Genomic DNA, 15180 nt, shown 5'->3' with positions numbered 1-15180 from the left:
AAGGCGGTGTCCGGGAGTTACTGAATTTCGATACGGTAGGTGTAGGTTCGCTGCTTTTCCACATTTCTCGGGATTCCGGTGAGCACGTCCGGCTCGTCCACGCCGTAGGTATAGGTCACCCGCACCAGGGCGGTGCCGGACTGGCCGGCCCGGATGGTGCAGGTCTGGGAATTGGCACCGGTCAGGGTCACGTTCCCGGCCCCCTCCACCGCCTCCCAGGAGAAGAGCTGGTAGTTGGTGCCGAACTCGGTAGGGCAGGTAATATTTACCGTGCCGCCGGGGGAGAGGGTGTAGACGCCGTCCGCCGTCTCGGCGGTGGCGCCCAGCTCCACCGCCACCAGAGCCTCCAGAGTGTAGGGGCTGCTGTCAAACTCGGCGTAGATATAGTAGACAGCCTCCACGTCCTTGTTCCAGTACATGACACGGACGGTCAGGTCCTTGTACTCGTTGCGCTCGCCCAGCAGGGGGGTGATGAAGTCGCCGTCGTGCCCGGCGCCGAAGAACAGGTTCCAGCGGTAGCCGCCAAACTCGCTGAGGGAGGCAAAGACCTTGTTATTGACCCAGGAGGCCTCCTGGGTCAGGTCCTTCCGGGTGTACACGTCGCCGGTCATCAGGGCGTCCATGGGCGAGCAGAAGAAGAAGGACTCGTTGCGGTAGAAGCTGTCCACCCACAGCTCGTCCCGGCTCAGCTCCTCGTTGGTCTGGAAGGAGGCGGCAGCGCTGTATGCCGCACCGTCCCGCAGGACGGAGGCCTGGCCCAGGGTGGTTTTCAGACGGCCGTCCGAGGTCTCAAAGCTGCCGTCGGCGTTCCGGTAGAGCCCGGCCATGGCGGAGGGGCCCGCCACAGAGACGGAGACGGCCTCCTGGCCGTACCGCAGCCCCAGGTCCACCTGCTCCATCTGCTGGGGAATCCACACGTGGACGTCCATGTCGCCACGCTTGATGACGCCGTAGATGTTGATGGTGGCTTCGGTCTCCGTGTAGGTCACGGTGGTCTTGGAGCTGACATTCCCGGTACCGGTGTAGTTCAGGCCGTAGCTGAAGAAGGTGGAGGACATGGTCTTGTCATACTCCTCCACCAGGGTCAGATTGTACCCGCCGCTGCAGAGCGCGTCCACATAGGCGTCCACAATGGCCTTATCCGCCTCGGTGCCCTCAAAGCTGCGCACGTTGTACACACCGCTCTGACCGATGTCGTCATAGGTCAGGCCGCCGTTGCAGAACTCCACTAGGTCCTGGATAACCACGCTGTCCGCCGTGACGGCCTGGTTCAGGGGATCCTGCTCCAGAGGCTGGGCCACCAGCACTCTGCCGGAGGAGGGCTTGAGGGTAAAGGTCTGGCGCAGGCTGGGCACCGCCATGCGGGCCACGATGGCGGCGGCCTCACAGCGCTGGATGGTGGCCTGGGGGGAGAAGCTGCCCTGGGCGTCCCGGCCGGTGAGGATACCGGCATTATAAAGGAGGTAGACGCTGTCGGCGTAGCTGGCGGAAGCGGGAACATCGGGGATGGCGCCGGAGGCGATGGAATTGATGGCGCTCAGAGCCGAGCTGTCCAGGGAGGCGGCCAGGATGGAGGCGAACTGAGCACGGGTGGCAATGGCGTCGTACCGGCTGTACTGTCCGGCCTGAATGATGCCGTTGGAGAGGGCGTAGTCCACATAGACCTGGTACCAGGGGGAACTCTGGCCAGACAGGGCCGTGCCGTTATGGTAGATGCTGTGGAGGCGGCAGGCCAGAGCCAGGGTCTCCGCAATGCTGATGTTTCCCGCGGGACTGAAAGTGGTGGCGGAGCTGCCCTTGAACAGGTCCAGCTCGTAGGTGGTGCGGACGCTCTCCTCATACCATACGCCTGCCGCCACGTCGGTAAACTGCCCGGAGGTATAGGAATTTACTTTCTCAAAGTTGCCAAGGCTGGCGGCGGAGGCGGCAGGAATCAGGGTGAGAAGGACTGCCAGAGCCAGCAGGGACGCGCAGAAGGTTCGTTTCATGCACCATCGCTCCTTTGTATCTTAATCTCTGATATGCAGGGGCTTTTGGGAGATATGTCGCTTGGCAGCGAAGAATATGTAAAAATTATACATATATGATATATGTATGTCAAGTACAGAGGATGGAGGGCACGCTGTCAGAACGAAAAATATTGGTGTGAAAAAAAGAAATGAAATTTCAATATGTAACCGAAATGTAACCGACGTATGGTATAGTAGTCTCACAATCGGAAGAGCAAAACACGGTACCGTGTTTTTTTGTCCCTGCAAGGGACAAAAAGGGAATTGGTGACGGAGGGGAGCTCAAGCCGGTGACGAAAGGGCAAACCGGCCGAAAGGCCGGGACGCAAAGCCAGGAGGCTAAAGCGGCACAGGCCGCCATGCCCGTCCGGTTGCCGCAGATTTCATCTTGCCCCATCATTGAAAGGAGAATGAAAGATGCTGGCAAAGAAGACGAAACGCGCCGTTGCAATTCTGATGGCTCTGAGCCTCTGCTTCGGCACCATGGGCACCGCTGCCATGGCGGTGGAGGGAAACCATGTACACAGCGACGCCTGCGGCTATGTAGCGGCGGTGGAGGGCCACGAATGCGGCCATGTCCATGACGGCGCCTGCGGCTATGTGGAAGCAAAAGAAGGAGTCCCCTGCGACATGGAGTGCACTGATACCGACGGTGATGGTGTCGTTGACCATGCGGAGGACTGCGCATACCAGCCTGCCGAGGAGGGTAAGCCCTGCGGCCATGTCCATGATACTGCTACTTGCGGCTATGTTGAGGAGGTAGCAGGTCAGCCCTGCGCGGTGGAGACCGTGGAGGCCCTGATCGCCGCTCTGCCCGAGCCCGAGGCTGTGACGCTTGAGGACGCTGAGACCATTGCCGTCGCCCGCACTGCCTATGATGAGCTGGATGAAAGCCTGAAGGCCGACGTGTCCAACTATGCCGTCCTGACCGCCGCCGAAGAGGCGCTGGCCGCGCTGGAGGAGGGCGGCGAGGAGCCTGCGGTCCCCGAAATCCCCGAGGAGACCTGCACAGTTAACTACCAGGACACTTCCGCCGGGGTTGAGTATCAGGGATCATTTAATGAAGCGGACGGAGTCTTTGAACTGGTCATTACGATTAAGGACAGCGCAGTTGGCAATGTGGTATTTGACCTGAGCGACATGATGTTAGATACCCTAAACTCCTATGCGGCGGATTATGGGTATTCCAGCTATCCCGTTCTGCCCGGTGATTCAAATATTTTTGAGATCAAAATTGTGAACGAGTCGGGCCATACCTACCAGTATAAGGAAGATAGTTTTGTTCTTGCCACTGCAAATGCTCATGATTATACTCAGAGCAACGTGCTTGGCTATGATGGACAGTTAATTCCTGAGCAGTTTGTTTCGGCAATCTGTCTCTCTCCAAGAGCAATGTATAGTGGACTGTTTGGTGTATCGGGCAGTGCCAAGGTAACAGTAGATATGCTCTTTAACATCTACGATTATCTGGAGCAGAAGGGATATACCGGCGATGACGCATTGACCAGATATGTAGATGACCAGGGGATTACCCCTGACCAGATGGCGACTGCCGGCGTAAATGGAATTTTTACTGTAACTGAGGAAAAACTTGCTTCTCTCAAGACGGCACATCCTGAGTTGGTCCCCTATGTCTATCAGAAGGACAATGGAGACGGTACCTATGACATCCAGCTCAAGTGGCCTGAACCCGAGCTTGCGGCCCGGAGTTACAATGTCTTTTATCAGGACTACTGGTCTTTCGCTTTTGGCGAGGAGGTAGAGCAGCTCGATCCTAACAAAAATACAAGTTTCACTCGAAACCGCGGCATCGGTGATTACACAACAGACACGGCACTCTATAATCAGGCAAACAGCTATCTGAGCGGCGCTCTTTCGGAGGATGAAAACAGCTTCCTCTGTAAGATGGCCTGGGACGGACCTGGTATCGGCAACGGCTATATGAACTATGAGATGTCTTTCTACATGGCTCTGGAGCTGGAGCAGATCGACAGCGACGTGACCGTCAACAAGGTGGACGAGAGCGGAAACGCGCTGGACGGCGCTCAGTTCAAGCTGTACAAGCTGGACGGAGAGAATAAGCTGTACTACACTGAAACCGAGGGCGTTGTGTCCTGGCAGGCGGACGAGACCGCCGCCAAGGTGTTTGAGGGCGGCTCCTTCAATGTGAACCTGCTCTTTGGCACCTACTACCTCACCGAGGTTTCCGCCCCCTCCGGCTATGACGGCCTGAGCGCGGATCTGGAAATTGTGGTGGACGAGACTGCCGAGACAGTGAACGTCACCAATACGAGACAGTACATCCCCGGCCCCAGCTATGACTACTACACCGTCACCGTCAACTACTATGACAAGGACACCGGTGAGAAGATTGCCTCCAGCTATGTCAGCCCCAGCCGGATTGAGGGCAGCCGGTACGATGTGAGCGAGTACGACGCCATCGCCATCGACGGCTACACCTACGACAGCACCAGCGGCGATGCTCTGAGCGGCATTCTCAACAGCAACAAAGTCATCAACGTGTACTATGTGGCTGAGGAGACCGACATCGACGACGGCGACACCCCCACTACCGACCTGCCTGAGGACCCCGGCGAGACCGACATTGATGACGGCGACACTCCCACCACTGACCTGCCTGACGAGGGCGGCGAGGTGGACATTGACGACGGCGAGACGCCCACCGGCAACCTGCCCCAGACCGGCACCATGGCGGACAGCACCATGAGCACCATCGGCATGCTGCTGCTGGCCCTGTCTGTGACCACCGCCGGCGCTGCTGCTGTCCTGTGGCTGAAGAAGGCCCGCGGATAAGCAGAGACCGTATATCTACAGAAAACACAGCAGAAAAAATGCCGCGCACCGAGAGGTGTGCGGCATTTTTGTGCTAAAGGGCGAGAGAAATCGCCTCAGCCTGACATGGGTACGCCATACCCGCCGCAGAAACCGCCGGGACAGGCGGCGCTGCCCATGGCAGTCCCACTGTTGGTCATGATGGTGGGGTCGGCCTGGGCGGTCCAGCCCATACCAGGCATGGCAGGCATTCCGGGGACCTGTGTACCGGGCATGGGAGTCGGGCTGGGGGTGTACATGCTGCCGGGCGCGAAGCTGGTGGCCGGCACACGGTAGGGCCGCTGGCCGGGAAGGTAGAAGGTGACAAATTTCACCGAGAACATGTCACAGACCACAAAGGTCTGGCTGGTCTCCTCATACAGGGTGAGTACACTGCGGCCCACGGCGTAGAGCACACCCTGCTTCCGGGTGATGGCGTTGGTGCCGATGAGAAATTCCACCACCACATACTCACCCAGATTGTCTGCCAGGAACTGCTGGAGCGAGCCCTGCATGGCGGGGGTGTCGAAATTCTCCTCCGGCGGCACCACAAGAGAGCCGCTGTTGTCGGTATTGTTCATGGCCCCGCCTCCGGCGGCGCCGGGATAATACTGTGCCATAGGATAGACCTCCAGATTTAGGTGTCCGCGTAGGCGTCGGTGGGGTTGTAGAAGCAGTGGTCGCCAATGCGGATCGCAAATTCTCCCACCTGGGAGGGGAAGAAGGGACGGCACTCGGGGCTGTACGGGTTGAAAAACCACAGGGCAAAGCCCAGGTTGGTCAGGCGGTTGCCGGCCATGGCCCACTCCGCCACGTCCCAGTGGACCTGCTCCAGGGACATGTTGTAGAGGTTCTGGGCGTTGTACTCGCCGCCCACGGTCTCCATGGCGCAGACGAACTGCCGGGGCTGAAAGACCACCTCCCGGACGGTGTGCAGCCGCCCGTACTCGCCGTATGTAATGTTGACCCGGTTCATCACCACCGAGGCCACCGCCCGCATGCCGTTGAGTCCTTCGCCGCCCGCCTCGCATTTCACAATGCGGGCCAGCAGCTCCAGGTCTGAATATGCCATTGAATGTTCCTCCTGACAGGGCCGGTCAGCCTGCAAGGGTGTGGGAGGCGGACGGAGCGGCGGAGGAATCCAGGTCGTCCAGCCGTACCACCGCGGCGGCCAGCACCAGAATGGAGGCCCACAGGTTGCGCCCGGCCGACTGCCGCCCGGCGCAGCTGGTCTCCGGGGTCAGGTCCCGCCATGCCTGAATGGCCAGACACAGGAAAAAGCCCAGAGAACCCACGGCCAGCACACTGGCCCACCGCCGCACCGGCAGCACCGACGGCACAGCCGCCGCCTCCTCCGTCCTGCCCGCCAGGGCCAGGCGGAGCTGGCACCGCTGGGTGAGGGAGGCGCTGAGGGAGAACAGCAGGGAACAGAGCAGCACCAGCAGAAAGACCACCGCCCCGTCGGCGTCTGAGCGCTGCCGCTCCAGCTTCGCTCTGTCCGTCTCTTCCATCGACCCGACCTCCTCTCATCCGGCAGGCTCCGCCCGCCTCCGCAGTATCCTATGCGCAGTCGAGCGGAAATGTCACATGCCGCCGAAGGCACGGGCCAGTTCAGCCGCAGCCTTTGGAGCGTCGGCCACGTCCAGTCCGGCAAAGCCCAGCACCAGGGAGCCGGGCAGGGGGGAGGTGCCCCGGCAGTACTCCCCCAAGGTGCGCACCCGGTAGCCCGCCGCCGCCGCCCGGGCGGCCAGGTCGTTCTCATCCCGGCCCGGCAGGGTGAGTAGCAGGTGGAGCCCCGCGCCCGCACCCGACACCCTGCCCTGGGGGAAGGCCTCCTTCAGTGCGGCGGTGAGGGCGGCGCACCGGGCACGGTACAGGCTGCCTGCCCGGCGCAGATGCCGCCCGTACTGCCCGGAGGACAGGAAGCGGCAGAGCACCTGCTGCTCAAACCGGGACACTGTGGACGCGCCGTGGGCAAAACGGGCCTTGTACACGTCCAGCAGTGCCTCGGGCAGGATGAGGTAGGCGGCGCGGATGGAGGGGGCCAGAGTGCGGCTGAAGGTGCCGGTGTACACCACCCGGCCGCCGGTATCCATGCCCTGCATGGCGGGGATGGGCCGGGAGGCGTAGCGGAATTCGCTGTCGTAGTCGTCCTCAATGAGATAGCGATGGGGGGCGGCGTAGGCCCAGCGGAGCAGCTCGGTCCGCCGTCCGGCGGGCATGGCTGCGCCGGTGGGGAACTGGTGGGAAGGGGTCACGTAGGCCACCCCTGCTCCGGACTCCGCCAGTGCATCGGGCACCATGCCCTGCCTGTCCACCGGAACGGGGACGGCGGAGCGGCCCAGATTCTCCAGGGTGCGGTAGGCAGCGTTATACCCCGGGTCCTCCAGGGCCACGGCGACAGCCGGGTCAAAGAGCTGGAAGAGCACGCTGAGCAGGTATTCCATGCCCGCGCCCACCACAACCTGTTCGCTGCGGCACCGCACGCCCCGGCAGGACTGGAGAAAGTCGCACAGGGCCTCTCGCAGGGGCAAATCTCCCTGGGGGTCTCCTCGCTGGAGCAGCTCCGGGTCCTTCAGGGCCTCACGGGTCAGGCTGGCCCAAACCGAGGAGGGAAAGATGTGGGTGTCAACGGCAGCGGTGGAAAACACGTCGCTGAGGGCGGGCGCCGCCGGAGGGGGCGCAGGGGTAGAAGACTGAGTGACAGAGGCCGCCGGGGCGTCCAGAGGCAGCAGAGAGCACACCCGGTACCCGCTCCGGGGCTGGGATTGCAGGTATCCCTCGGCCACCAGCATGCCGTAGGCGGTCTCCACCGTGGACAGGCTCACCCCCAACTGGGCGCACAGCTGCCGCTTGGAGGGGGCCCGCTCTCCGGCGGCCAGGCGACCGGTGCGGATCTCCTCCACCATGCGGCGGTAGATCTGCTCGTAGAGGGGGAGCGCGCCCTCCTCCGGCACGAAGAAGAATGTGGACATACCATCGCCTCCAAACTGACCTGATAAAAAATAATAAAACTGGATATTTTAAAGATACCAGTTGCGTGTATAATACAGCACAAGAGAACAGAAGTCAATCTCAGGAGGGAAGCGTTATGATTCTCAATTCCAGAAACACAAGGGACGAAAAGCTGATGTTTGCCATTATGGCAGGCCTGATGGCCGCACTGGTGGCGGTGGGCTCCGCCCTGCGGATCACCCTGCCCGTGAACGTGGGCACCACGTCCTTCCACCTGGGCAATATCATGTGCGCCCTGTCGGGCATTTTCCTGGGCCCGGTGGGAGGCGGCCTGGCGGCGGGAATCGGCTCTGCCATCTATGATATGACCAACCCGCTGTACATCTCCGAGTGCTGGATTACCTTCCTCACCAAGGGGGCCTACGGTCTGGCGGTGGGCCTTATCGCCTGGAGCGGCCACCGCCGCGGGGAGAAGTACGGTTGGAACCTGGCGGGCACGGTGACCGGTGCGGTGGTGTACGCGGCGCTGTACCTGTTCAAGGGCTTTGCCTGGGACGGCCTGCTGCTGGGCGGCCTTCAGGTGGGCCCCGCCCTGGCGGCCCTGGTGCCCAAGCTGCCCGCCACCACCTTCAACGCCGTTGTCGCCATTGTGTGCGCTCCGGCTCTGGCCGCCGCCGTGATGAAGGCCCGGCACAGCGTGGGCACTGCCCGGGGATAATTCGGAAAAGAAAAAGTGCTGTCCCGTATCGGGACAGCACTTTTTGCGTATTTAACCGGAAACCGGCTGCTCCACCCGGTGGGCCAGCCGGACCTTCAGCTCCAGCTCGCCGGGGGCGTAGCCCATAGCGGTCATCATCTTCCGCAGGTCAACGACTTTGGCGTGGCTGGAGCTGTTGACCTCCACATTCACACCGGCCTTGGGTACCCAGGCAGTCTTGGAGGAGTCCCGCTTGCAGTCGAACAGGGAAGATAGGTCGTAGATGGCGGGGGCATTCTGGACGGCGCGGAACTGCTCCGGGTTCCGCTCGTAGAGAATGTCCAGCACCTGGGTGAGCATAGCGCTGTACTTGGAGACGGCCGCCTCATGGCCGAAGAGACGGAAGGCCTCCAGCTTGGAGTTGTTCCAGCCGGGCAGCTTCTTCACCGCATCAAACACAATGGGTTCATCCACCTTGTGGTAGGCGGCTACATCGTCCAGCCGGTTCTGGTAGCGTACACCTCTGCCCGTGCCGCCGTTGGCGGAGATGAGACGGCTGGGAGCGGCCTCCACCTCAGCGGTGGTGGTGGCGGAGAAGTTGAGGATGTTCTCCAGCAGCTTCAGGTCCTCCTGAGTGAGGGCGCCGTCGCCGGTGGCCACAGCGGCCCGGAAGCTCTCCATAAAGTCGGTGATTCGGTTCACGTCGGCGGAGCCGTCCAGTCCCCACTGCTCGAAGAGCTCCTGGAGCAGGGGGGTGGTCTCCTCCATATCCTCGTCCAGCTCATCGTCAGAGAGTAGGGCTGCGTACCGCTCCGGCTGGGCCAGCTGGTTGAAAAACGCGGGTGTCAGCTGGCTGATGCTGCGGACTACAAAGTTGTAGACCTCCTCATAGGACAGCTGGAGGCAGAGCACGGCGAAGAGCAGCCGCTTCTCGTGGTCCTGGTCAAGCCGCTCACCGCTGTGAATGCGCTGGAGCAGGAGAAAGGCGTTGAGCAGCCGTTTGATGCCCCGGGGGTTGTAGCCGATGGAGGTGCGGATGAGGGACACGTAGGGGGCGGCGTCAGCTACCGGCAGGTGCATCTGCTCCATGGCGGCCCGGACGAATTTCTCAATATCGTAGTGGGCAACGGGCATCTTGAAGGGCACCTGAATGATCTTGTCGAAAAAGCTGCGGCCCTTGTCACGGTCCAGACTCTCGCCGTACTTCTGCCGGATGCCCTGGGAGACCACCGAGTAGTCGATGGCCAGGAGGAACACGCACCTGTCGCAGTCCAGGAAGAGCTTGAGTACCTCCAGAAGCTCTACCGCCCGAGCGGGCTCCAGACGGTCCAGGTCGTCCACGAAGATGACCACCCGGTCCTTCTTCTGCTCCTTCAGGGCCTGCTTCACGCAGTCCTGGAACCGGGTCTTCAGGGTGGAGATAGCCTCGGTCACGTCCTCCTCGCCGGAGCTCATGGCAGACTCAGCCGCGCCCGCCACGTCCAGGCCAGTCATTGTGCTGGCCGCCGACAGGCCTACACGGAACAGCACGCCTCCAAGGGTGCGCAGGGAGCTTTTGATGGAGTCGGCCTGGACGCCCTTGAGGCCCAGAGAGGCCGTCAGCCGGGACACCAGCAGCAGGGGCAGCCGGTCCCCAAGATTGAACTGGGAAAACTGCCAGGTGTTGAACCAGACAGGGAGCACCTTGTCCTCCAGCTCCTCCCGGATGAGCATCATGAAGCTGGTCTTGCCGCTGCCCCAGTCGCCCTGGACTGCTACGGTCATGGGTGTGTCGCACTCCAGAATAAAGCTGCTCAGGCCCTTGATATATTTCTCCACGTCAAAGATATCTTCACTGCGCCCGTTGAGGGGCTTGTCTGTAAAGCCTGCCATGTCCCTTCCTCCCGAACTTACAAAAATAGACGGTATTCGCTGCTATTTTCCATCATAGCAGAGTGGGGGAGGGATGGCAAGAAGGGAATAAAAAGACGGAGCGGCAGCTCCAAAAGAAGCCGCCGCTCAGAGACTGAAAAGGTATTTATTTCTGCCAGCCGCCGCCGAACTCCAGCAGGGTGAGCTGCTTGTTCCGCTCGTCGGTCCAGTTGATGGCCCACTGGGTGGCGAAGAGCAGCAACTGATTGCCCTTGTAGTCCTCCACCAGCTTCACGCCGTCGCCCAGAATCAGGTCCTCCTCCTTCACCGGCTCGCCGTCCTCGGTCTCGATCCAGCGGAGGTACTCGTAGGGCAGGCCCTCCATGTAGAGGTCCACGTTGTACTCGTTCTTCAGCCGGTACTCCAGCACGTCGAACTGAAGGGTACCCACCACACCCACAATGACCTCCTCCATGCCGGAGTAGGGGGTCTTGAAGATCTGGATGGCGCCCTCCTGGGCGATCTGTTCCATGCCCTTGAGGAACTGCTTGCGCTTCATGGTGTCCAGGCTGCGCACCCGGCGGAAGTGCTCGGGGGCGAAGGTGGGGATGGGGTCAAACTTGAACTTCTTCCCCGGGGCGCACAGGGTGTCGCCGATGGAGAAGATGCCCGGATCGAACACGCCGATGATATCGCCGGCGTAGGCCTCCTCGATGATCTCGCGCTCGGCGGCCATCAGCTGCTGAGGCCGGGAGAGACGGATCTTCTTGCCGCCCTGGACGTGGTAGACCTCCTTGTCCGCCTCGAACTTGCCGGACACGATGCGCATGAAGGCGATCCGGTCCCGGTGGGCCTTGTTCATGTTGGCCTGGATCTTGAATACAAAGGCGGAGAAATTGTCGTCCAGGGAGTCGATGAGGGTGTCCCCAGCGGTGCGGGGCAGGGGCGCGGTGGTCATGCGGAGGAAGTGCTCCAGGAAGGGCTCCACGCCGAAGTTGGTCAGGGCAGAGCCGAAGAACACGGGGGACAGCTTGCCGTGGCGCACCCGGTCCAGGTCAAACTCGGCGGCGGCGCCGTCCAGCAGCTCGATTTCGTCGGTGAGCTGCTGATGGAGCCGGGGGGTGATGAGGTCGTCCAGGTTGGGGTCGCCCAGCTCCACCTCGGTGGCAGTGGCAGCCTTGGCGCCGCCGTTGGAGGTGAAGTGGATAATCTTTTTGCTGTCCCGGTCATACACGCCCTTGAAGTCCTTGCCGCAGCCGATGGGCCAGTTGACGGGGTAGGTCTCAATGCCCAGCTCCTTCTCCAGCTCTTCCAGCAGCTCGAAGGAGTCCCGGGCCTCACGGTCCATCTTGTTGATAAAGGTGAAGATGGGGATGTCCCGCATGGCGCACACCTTGAACAGCTTCCGGGTCTGGGCCTCCACGCCCTTGGCGGCGTCGATGACCATCACGGCGGAGTCGGCGGCCATGAGGGTGCGGTAGGTGTCCTCGGAGAAATCCTGGTGGCCGGGGGTGTCCAGAATGTTGATGCAGAAGCCCTCATACTGGAACTGCATCACCGAGGAGGTGACGGAAATACCGCGCTGCTTCTCGATCTCCATCCAGTCGGAGGTGGCGGCGCGGCTGTTCTTCTTGCCCTTGACCACGCCGGCCTGGGCGATGGCGCCTCCGTACAGGAGGAACTTCTCGGTCAGGGTGGTCTTACCGGCGTCGGGGTGGGAGATGATGGCGAATGTGCGGCGGCGGGAAATTTCGGATTCGTATTTCGACATATATGCAAACCTCTTTACAGTTTTATCACAGCACACAGGGGAAAGGGCTTGTCAGGGGGGACACATGGCCGCCAGTGCGGCGGGGATATCGGCAAAGGCATGGACGGCGGGCACGCCCTCAATGGGGCCGCCGAAGCCGTAGGCCGCGTGGAGGAAGGGCACCCCGGCTTCCTGAGCGGAGGTGCAGTCCAGCAGGGTGTCTCCCACGTAGACGGGGCGCTCCAGGCCGTACTGCCGGGCCACCAGGGCGATGTTGTGGCTCTTGGGCTGGCCGGTGCGGCCCGCGCACTCAAAGCCGGTGAAATAGCGCTCCAGCTTGTGGGCGGCGTAGAAGGTCTGGATATACCCGTCCTGGCAGTTGCTTACAACAAAGAGCTTTGCCCGGGCGGAGAGGGCGGCCAGAGTCTCCTCCACAGCCGGGTAGAGCACGCCGCCGTAGGTGCGCAGCAGGGCACACTCAGCTTCCTCATGCTCCTGAAGCAGCAGGGCACGGGTAGCCTCGTCCTCCACGGGAAAAATCTTCCGGGCAATGTCCGGCATCATCAGTCCCATGGTGGCTGCTACCTCCGCCTCTGTCACCAGAGGGCGGGCAATCTCAGGGTGGCGGCGCAGCACCACGTTCCACCCCTCGCAGATGCGCACGGTGGCATTCCAGAGCGTGCCGTCCAGGTCAAACAAAACGCCGTCAAACATGGCGGGAAATCCTCCCTATCAAGGAAATAGAGAACATCACAAATTCAGCAGACATTACTTTATCCTATTTCCGCCCCAGTGTCAACAAAGAACGGGGGTAGGCGGAGGTTTTGCAGAAATTTTCGTGCAAAATTCAACCGGAGCGGAGAGATGGAGGTGCAGCCGGAGGCAAAACGCCCGGTCTGGTGCTGGAATCTGCGGGGAGAGCATGATAAAATAATAAAATCAAACAGCGGCCCCGGCGCCGGGGAGACGGAGGGAAACAGGATGATTTCCATTGCTATTGTAGAGGACGAGGAGATCTTTTCCAAACAAATGCTGGAGTATGTGCACCGCTTCGGGGCCGAGACCCACCAGCCGGTCCAGGCCCAGGTGTTCGGCGACGGCGCCACCTTCCTGGACGAATACGACGGAAGCTTCCAGATCATCTTTATGGATATCGTCATGCCACACATGGATGGGCTGGACGCGGCCAGGCGCCTGCGGGAGGTGGACCAGAACGTGTGCCTCATCTTCCTCACCAGCATGGCCCAGTACGCCATCCGGGGCTATGAGGTGTCCGCCCTGGACTTTGTCATCAAGCCCCTGGCCTACGACCTGTTCAAAATCAAGCTGGAGAAGGCCATCGCCCACATCAAGGTGGACGAGAGCTTCCATATTCCCGTGTCCAACGGCATCAAGACTGTCCGGTTTTCCCAGATTCGGTATGTGGAGAGCAGCAAACACTACCTCTATTTCCACACCGACGCCGATACCTACCGGATGCGGGGTTCCATGCGGGACATCACCGCCACATTCCTTTCAAACGGCTTTGCCGCCGCCAGCGGTTCCCTGCTGCTCAACCTGTCCTATGTGGAACAGGCGTCGGGCAGCGAGGTAACCGTGGCAGGGGAGCACTTCTCTGTGGCCCGGACCTATAAAAACGACTTCTGGAACCGGCTGACCGTGTACATGAGCGGAGGGATTTTGAAATGATGGGGGAGGGCCTGTTTCAGATCACCCTAAACCACGGCTACATCCTCCAGATTCTGGCGGCAGAGATGCTGTTCGTCTGGGGGCTGAAGCGGCGGCAGGGATTTGTGCTGCGCTTTCTTCTGGGCGTGACGGTATACGGCGGGGCGTCCATCGTCCTGACCAACCTGATCGCCAGGTATGTGGTGGGGTTTTACTCCCTGACCATCTTTCTCCTGTCCCTGCTGCTGTGGAAGTTCTGCTGCCGGGAGCGGTTCCGGGACATCCTGTTCTGCTGTGTGGGTGCCCAGCTGACCCAGAACCTGGCCCACAACGTGGAAAACCTGATCTACCGTCCCTTTGCCCAGTACTTCAACATGGTGGGGTGGTGCTGCCTGTCGGTGACGGTGACGGTCATCGTATACGCCATATGCTACCGGCTCTTTGCCCGGCGGCTGCGGGGCTGTGACGGCTTCGCACTGGAGGACAGGTATGTCTACATCATCTCCATCGCCGCGGCCATTTTTACCTACGCCATGCAGGCCATCCAGCAGAATTACGGCATTGACGCCCTGTGGATCACCCGTCCGCCCCTGATTTTCTGCTGCATTGCGGGCCTGTGCGTGCAGTTCGGCCTGCTCACGCTGAAGAGCGAGCAGGAGGGACGGCAGCTGCTGGAGCGGATTATCCAGCAGGAGCAGCGGCAGTATGAGATCACCCGGAGCAGCATGGACCTCATCAACATGAAGGCCCACGATTTGAAGCACCAGATTACCCTCATGAAGGCCACCGGCCGGTGCGACGGCGCGGAGCTGGAGGAGATCGAGTCGGCCATCGCCCAGTACGCCAGCAGCAGCAACACGGGCTGCAAGCCCCTGGACGCCATTCTGACGGAAAAGCAGCTGCTGTGCCGCACCTGCGGCATCGAGGCGGCGGTAATGGCCCAGGGGGAGTCGCTGGCCTTTCTCCAGCCGGCGGATATCGCCTCCCTGTTCGGCAACCTGCTGGACAACGCCATCGAGTACGAGCGGACGGTGGAGCCGGTTTCCCGGCGCTGTATCTCTCTGAACGTGGCGGAGAAGAACGGCTTCGTGTGCATCCGGGTGGAGAACTACTGCCCCACCAGGCCGGAGATGTACAACGGCCTGCCCGTCACCTCCAAGGCCGACAAGACCCGCCACGGTTTCGGCCTGCGCAGCGTGCAGTACATCACGGAGAAGTACGGCGGCACCATGCACATCGGCACCGAGGGGGACCTGTTTTTGGTCAGCCTGCTGATTCCGGTGCCCCGGGCGTCCGGCGGCTGACGGACGACGGATTTGCCAGAAAACCTGACGGATTTGTCAAAGTGCCCGCACACGGCTCCTTTTCTGCTATTACTATTGACAGTGAAACCCGGCCGGGACGGGGCGCCACGTCCG

General features: G+C 61.3%; 12 protein-coding genes and 1 riboswitch. Of the genes, 4 read left to right on the top strand and 8 right to left on the bottom strand.

Annotated features, from left to right (window positions below; genetic code table 11):
* Positions 1-17: 17 nt before the first annotated feature.
* Positions 18-1988, bottom strand: a complete 1971-nt coding sequence (locus tag ACOX7T_RS07440; RefSeq protein WP_433441383.1) for an S-layer homology domain-containing protein — start codon at positions 1986-1988, stop codon at positions 18-20.
* A gap of 311 nt (positions 1989-2299) precedes the next feature.
* Positions 2300-2388: riboswitch (cyclic di-GMP riboswitch) on the top strand.
* A 38-nt stretch (positions 2389-2426) separates the two neighbouring features.
* Here ACOX7T_RS07440 and ACOX7T_RS07435 point away from each other — a divergent pair.
* Positions 2427-4823: a SpaA isopeptide-forming pilin-related protein gene (locus tag ACOX7T_RS07435; protein WP_433441381.1), complete on the top strand. Its 2397-nt coding sequence runs from the start codon at positions 2427-2429 to the stop codon at positions 4821-4823.
* A 95-nt stretch (positions 4824-4918) separates the two neighbouring features.
* Here the strand turns inward: ACOX7T_RS07435 and ACOX7T_RS07430 are convergent, their stop codons facing one another.
* From ACOX7T_RS07430 to ACOX7T_RS07415, 4 genes are all read right to left on the bottom strand, one after another.
* The gene (locus ACOX7T_RS07430; protein ID WP_433441379.1) at positions 4919-5461 is read right to left on the bottom strand and encodes a hypothetical protein; all 543 of its coding nucleotides are present in this window, start codon (positions 5459-5461) and stop codon (positions 4919-4921) included.
* 17 nt (positions 5462-5478) lie between these two features.
* Positions 5479-5913 carry a cell wall hydrolase gene (locus ACOX7T_RS07425; protein WP_433441378.1) on the bottom strand — a complete coding sequence of 145 codons (435 nt, stop codon included), beginning with the start codon at positions 5911-5913 and terminating at the stop codon, positions 5479-5481.
* A 25-nt stretch (positions 5914-5938) separates the two neighbouring features.
* Positions 5939-6352 (bottom strand): hypothetical protein, encoded by a 414-nt coding sequence (locus tag ACOX7T_RS07420; RefSeq protein ID WP_433441376.1) that lies wholly within the window; start codon positions 6350-6352, stop codon positions 5939-5941.
* Positions 6353-6424: 72 nt separating this feature from the next.
* Entirely contained in the window at positions 6425-7816 is a 1392-nt protein-coding gene (locus ACOX7T_RS07415) for a PLP-dependent aminotransferase family protein (protein ID WP_433441374.1), read from the bottom strand.
* 116 nt (positions 7817-7932) lie between these two features.
* Here ACOX7T_RS07415 and ACOX7T_RS07410 point away from each other — a divergent pair, with 116 nt between their 5' ends.
* Positions 7933-8514 (top strand): ECF transporter S component, encoded by a 582-nt coding sequence (locus ACOX7T_RS07410; RefSeq protein WP_433441372.1) that lies wholly within the window; start codon positions 7933-7935, stop codon positions 8512-8514.
* Between the two features lie 51 nt (positions 8515-8565).
* On the opposite strand, the gene ACOX7T_RS07405 is transcribed toward ACOX7T_RS07410, so the two are convergent.
* The 3 genes from ACOX7T_RS07405 to ACOX7T_RS07395 all read right to left on the bottom strand — a co-directional run bounded on the left by ACOX7T_RS07405 (position 8566) and on the right by ACOX7T_RS07395 (position 12808).
* Entirely contained in the window at positions 8566-10365 is a 1800-nt protein-coding gene (locus ACOX7T_RS07405) for a KAP family P-loop NTPase fold protein (protein ID WP_433441370.1), read from the bottom strand.
* Between the two features lie 145 nt (positions 10366-10510).
* On the bottom strand, positions 10511-12115 hold the full coding sequence (locus ACOX7T_RS07400; RefSeq protein WP_433441368.1) for a peptide chain release factor 3: 1605 nt from the start codon (positions 12113-12115) through the stop codon (positions 10511-10513).
* Between the two features lie 51 nt (positions 12116-12166).
* Positions 12167-12808: an HAD family hydrolase gene (locus ACOX7T_RS07395; protein ID WP_433441366.1), complete on the bottom strand. Its 642-nt coding sequence runs from the start codon at positions 12806-12808 to the stop codon at positions 12167-12169.
* 267 nt (positions 12809-13075) lie between these two features.
* On the opposite strand from ACOX7T_RS07395, the gene ACOX7T_RS07390 reads away from it, so the two are divergent.
* Positions 13076-13783 carry a LytR/AlgR family response regulator transcription factor gene (locus ACOX7T_RS07390; RefSeq protein ID WP_433441364.1) on the top strand — a complete coding sequence of 236 codons (708 nt, stop codon included), beginning with the start codon at positions 13076-13078 and terminating at the stop codon, positions 13781-13783.
* A complete protein-coding gene (locus tag ACOX7T_RS07385; RefSeq protein WP_433441362.1) occupies positions 13780-15066 on the top strand; it encodes an ATP-binding protein in 1287 nt (428 codons plus the stop codon). Before ACOX7T_RS07390 ends, ACOX7T_RS07385 begins: the two co-directional genes overlap by 4 nt.
* The last annotated feature ends 114 nt before the right edge of the window (positions 15067-15180 follow it).

The organism is Pseudoflavonifractor sp. (genome assembly GCF_050943825.1).
Lineage (GTDB): Bacteria > Bacillota > Clostridia > Oscillospirales > Oscillospiraceae > Pseudoflavonifractor.
This window is presented reverse-complemented; position numbering and strand designations above follow the sequence as displayed.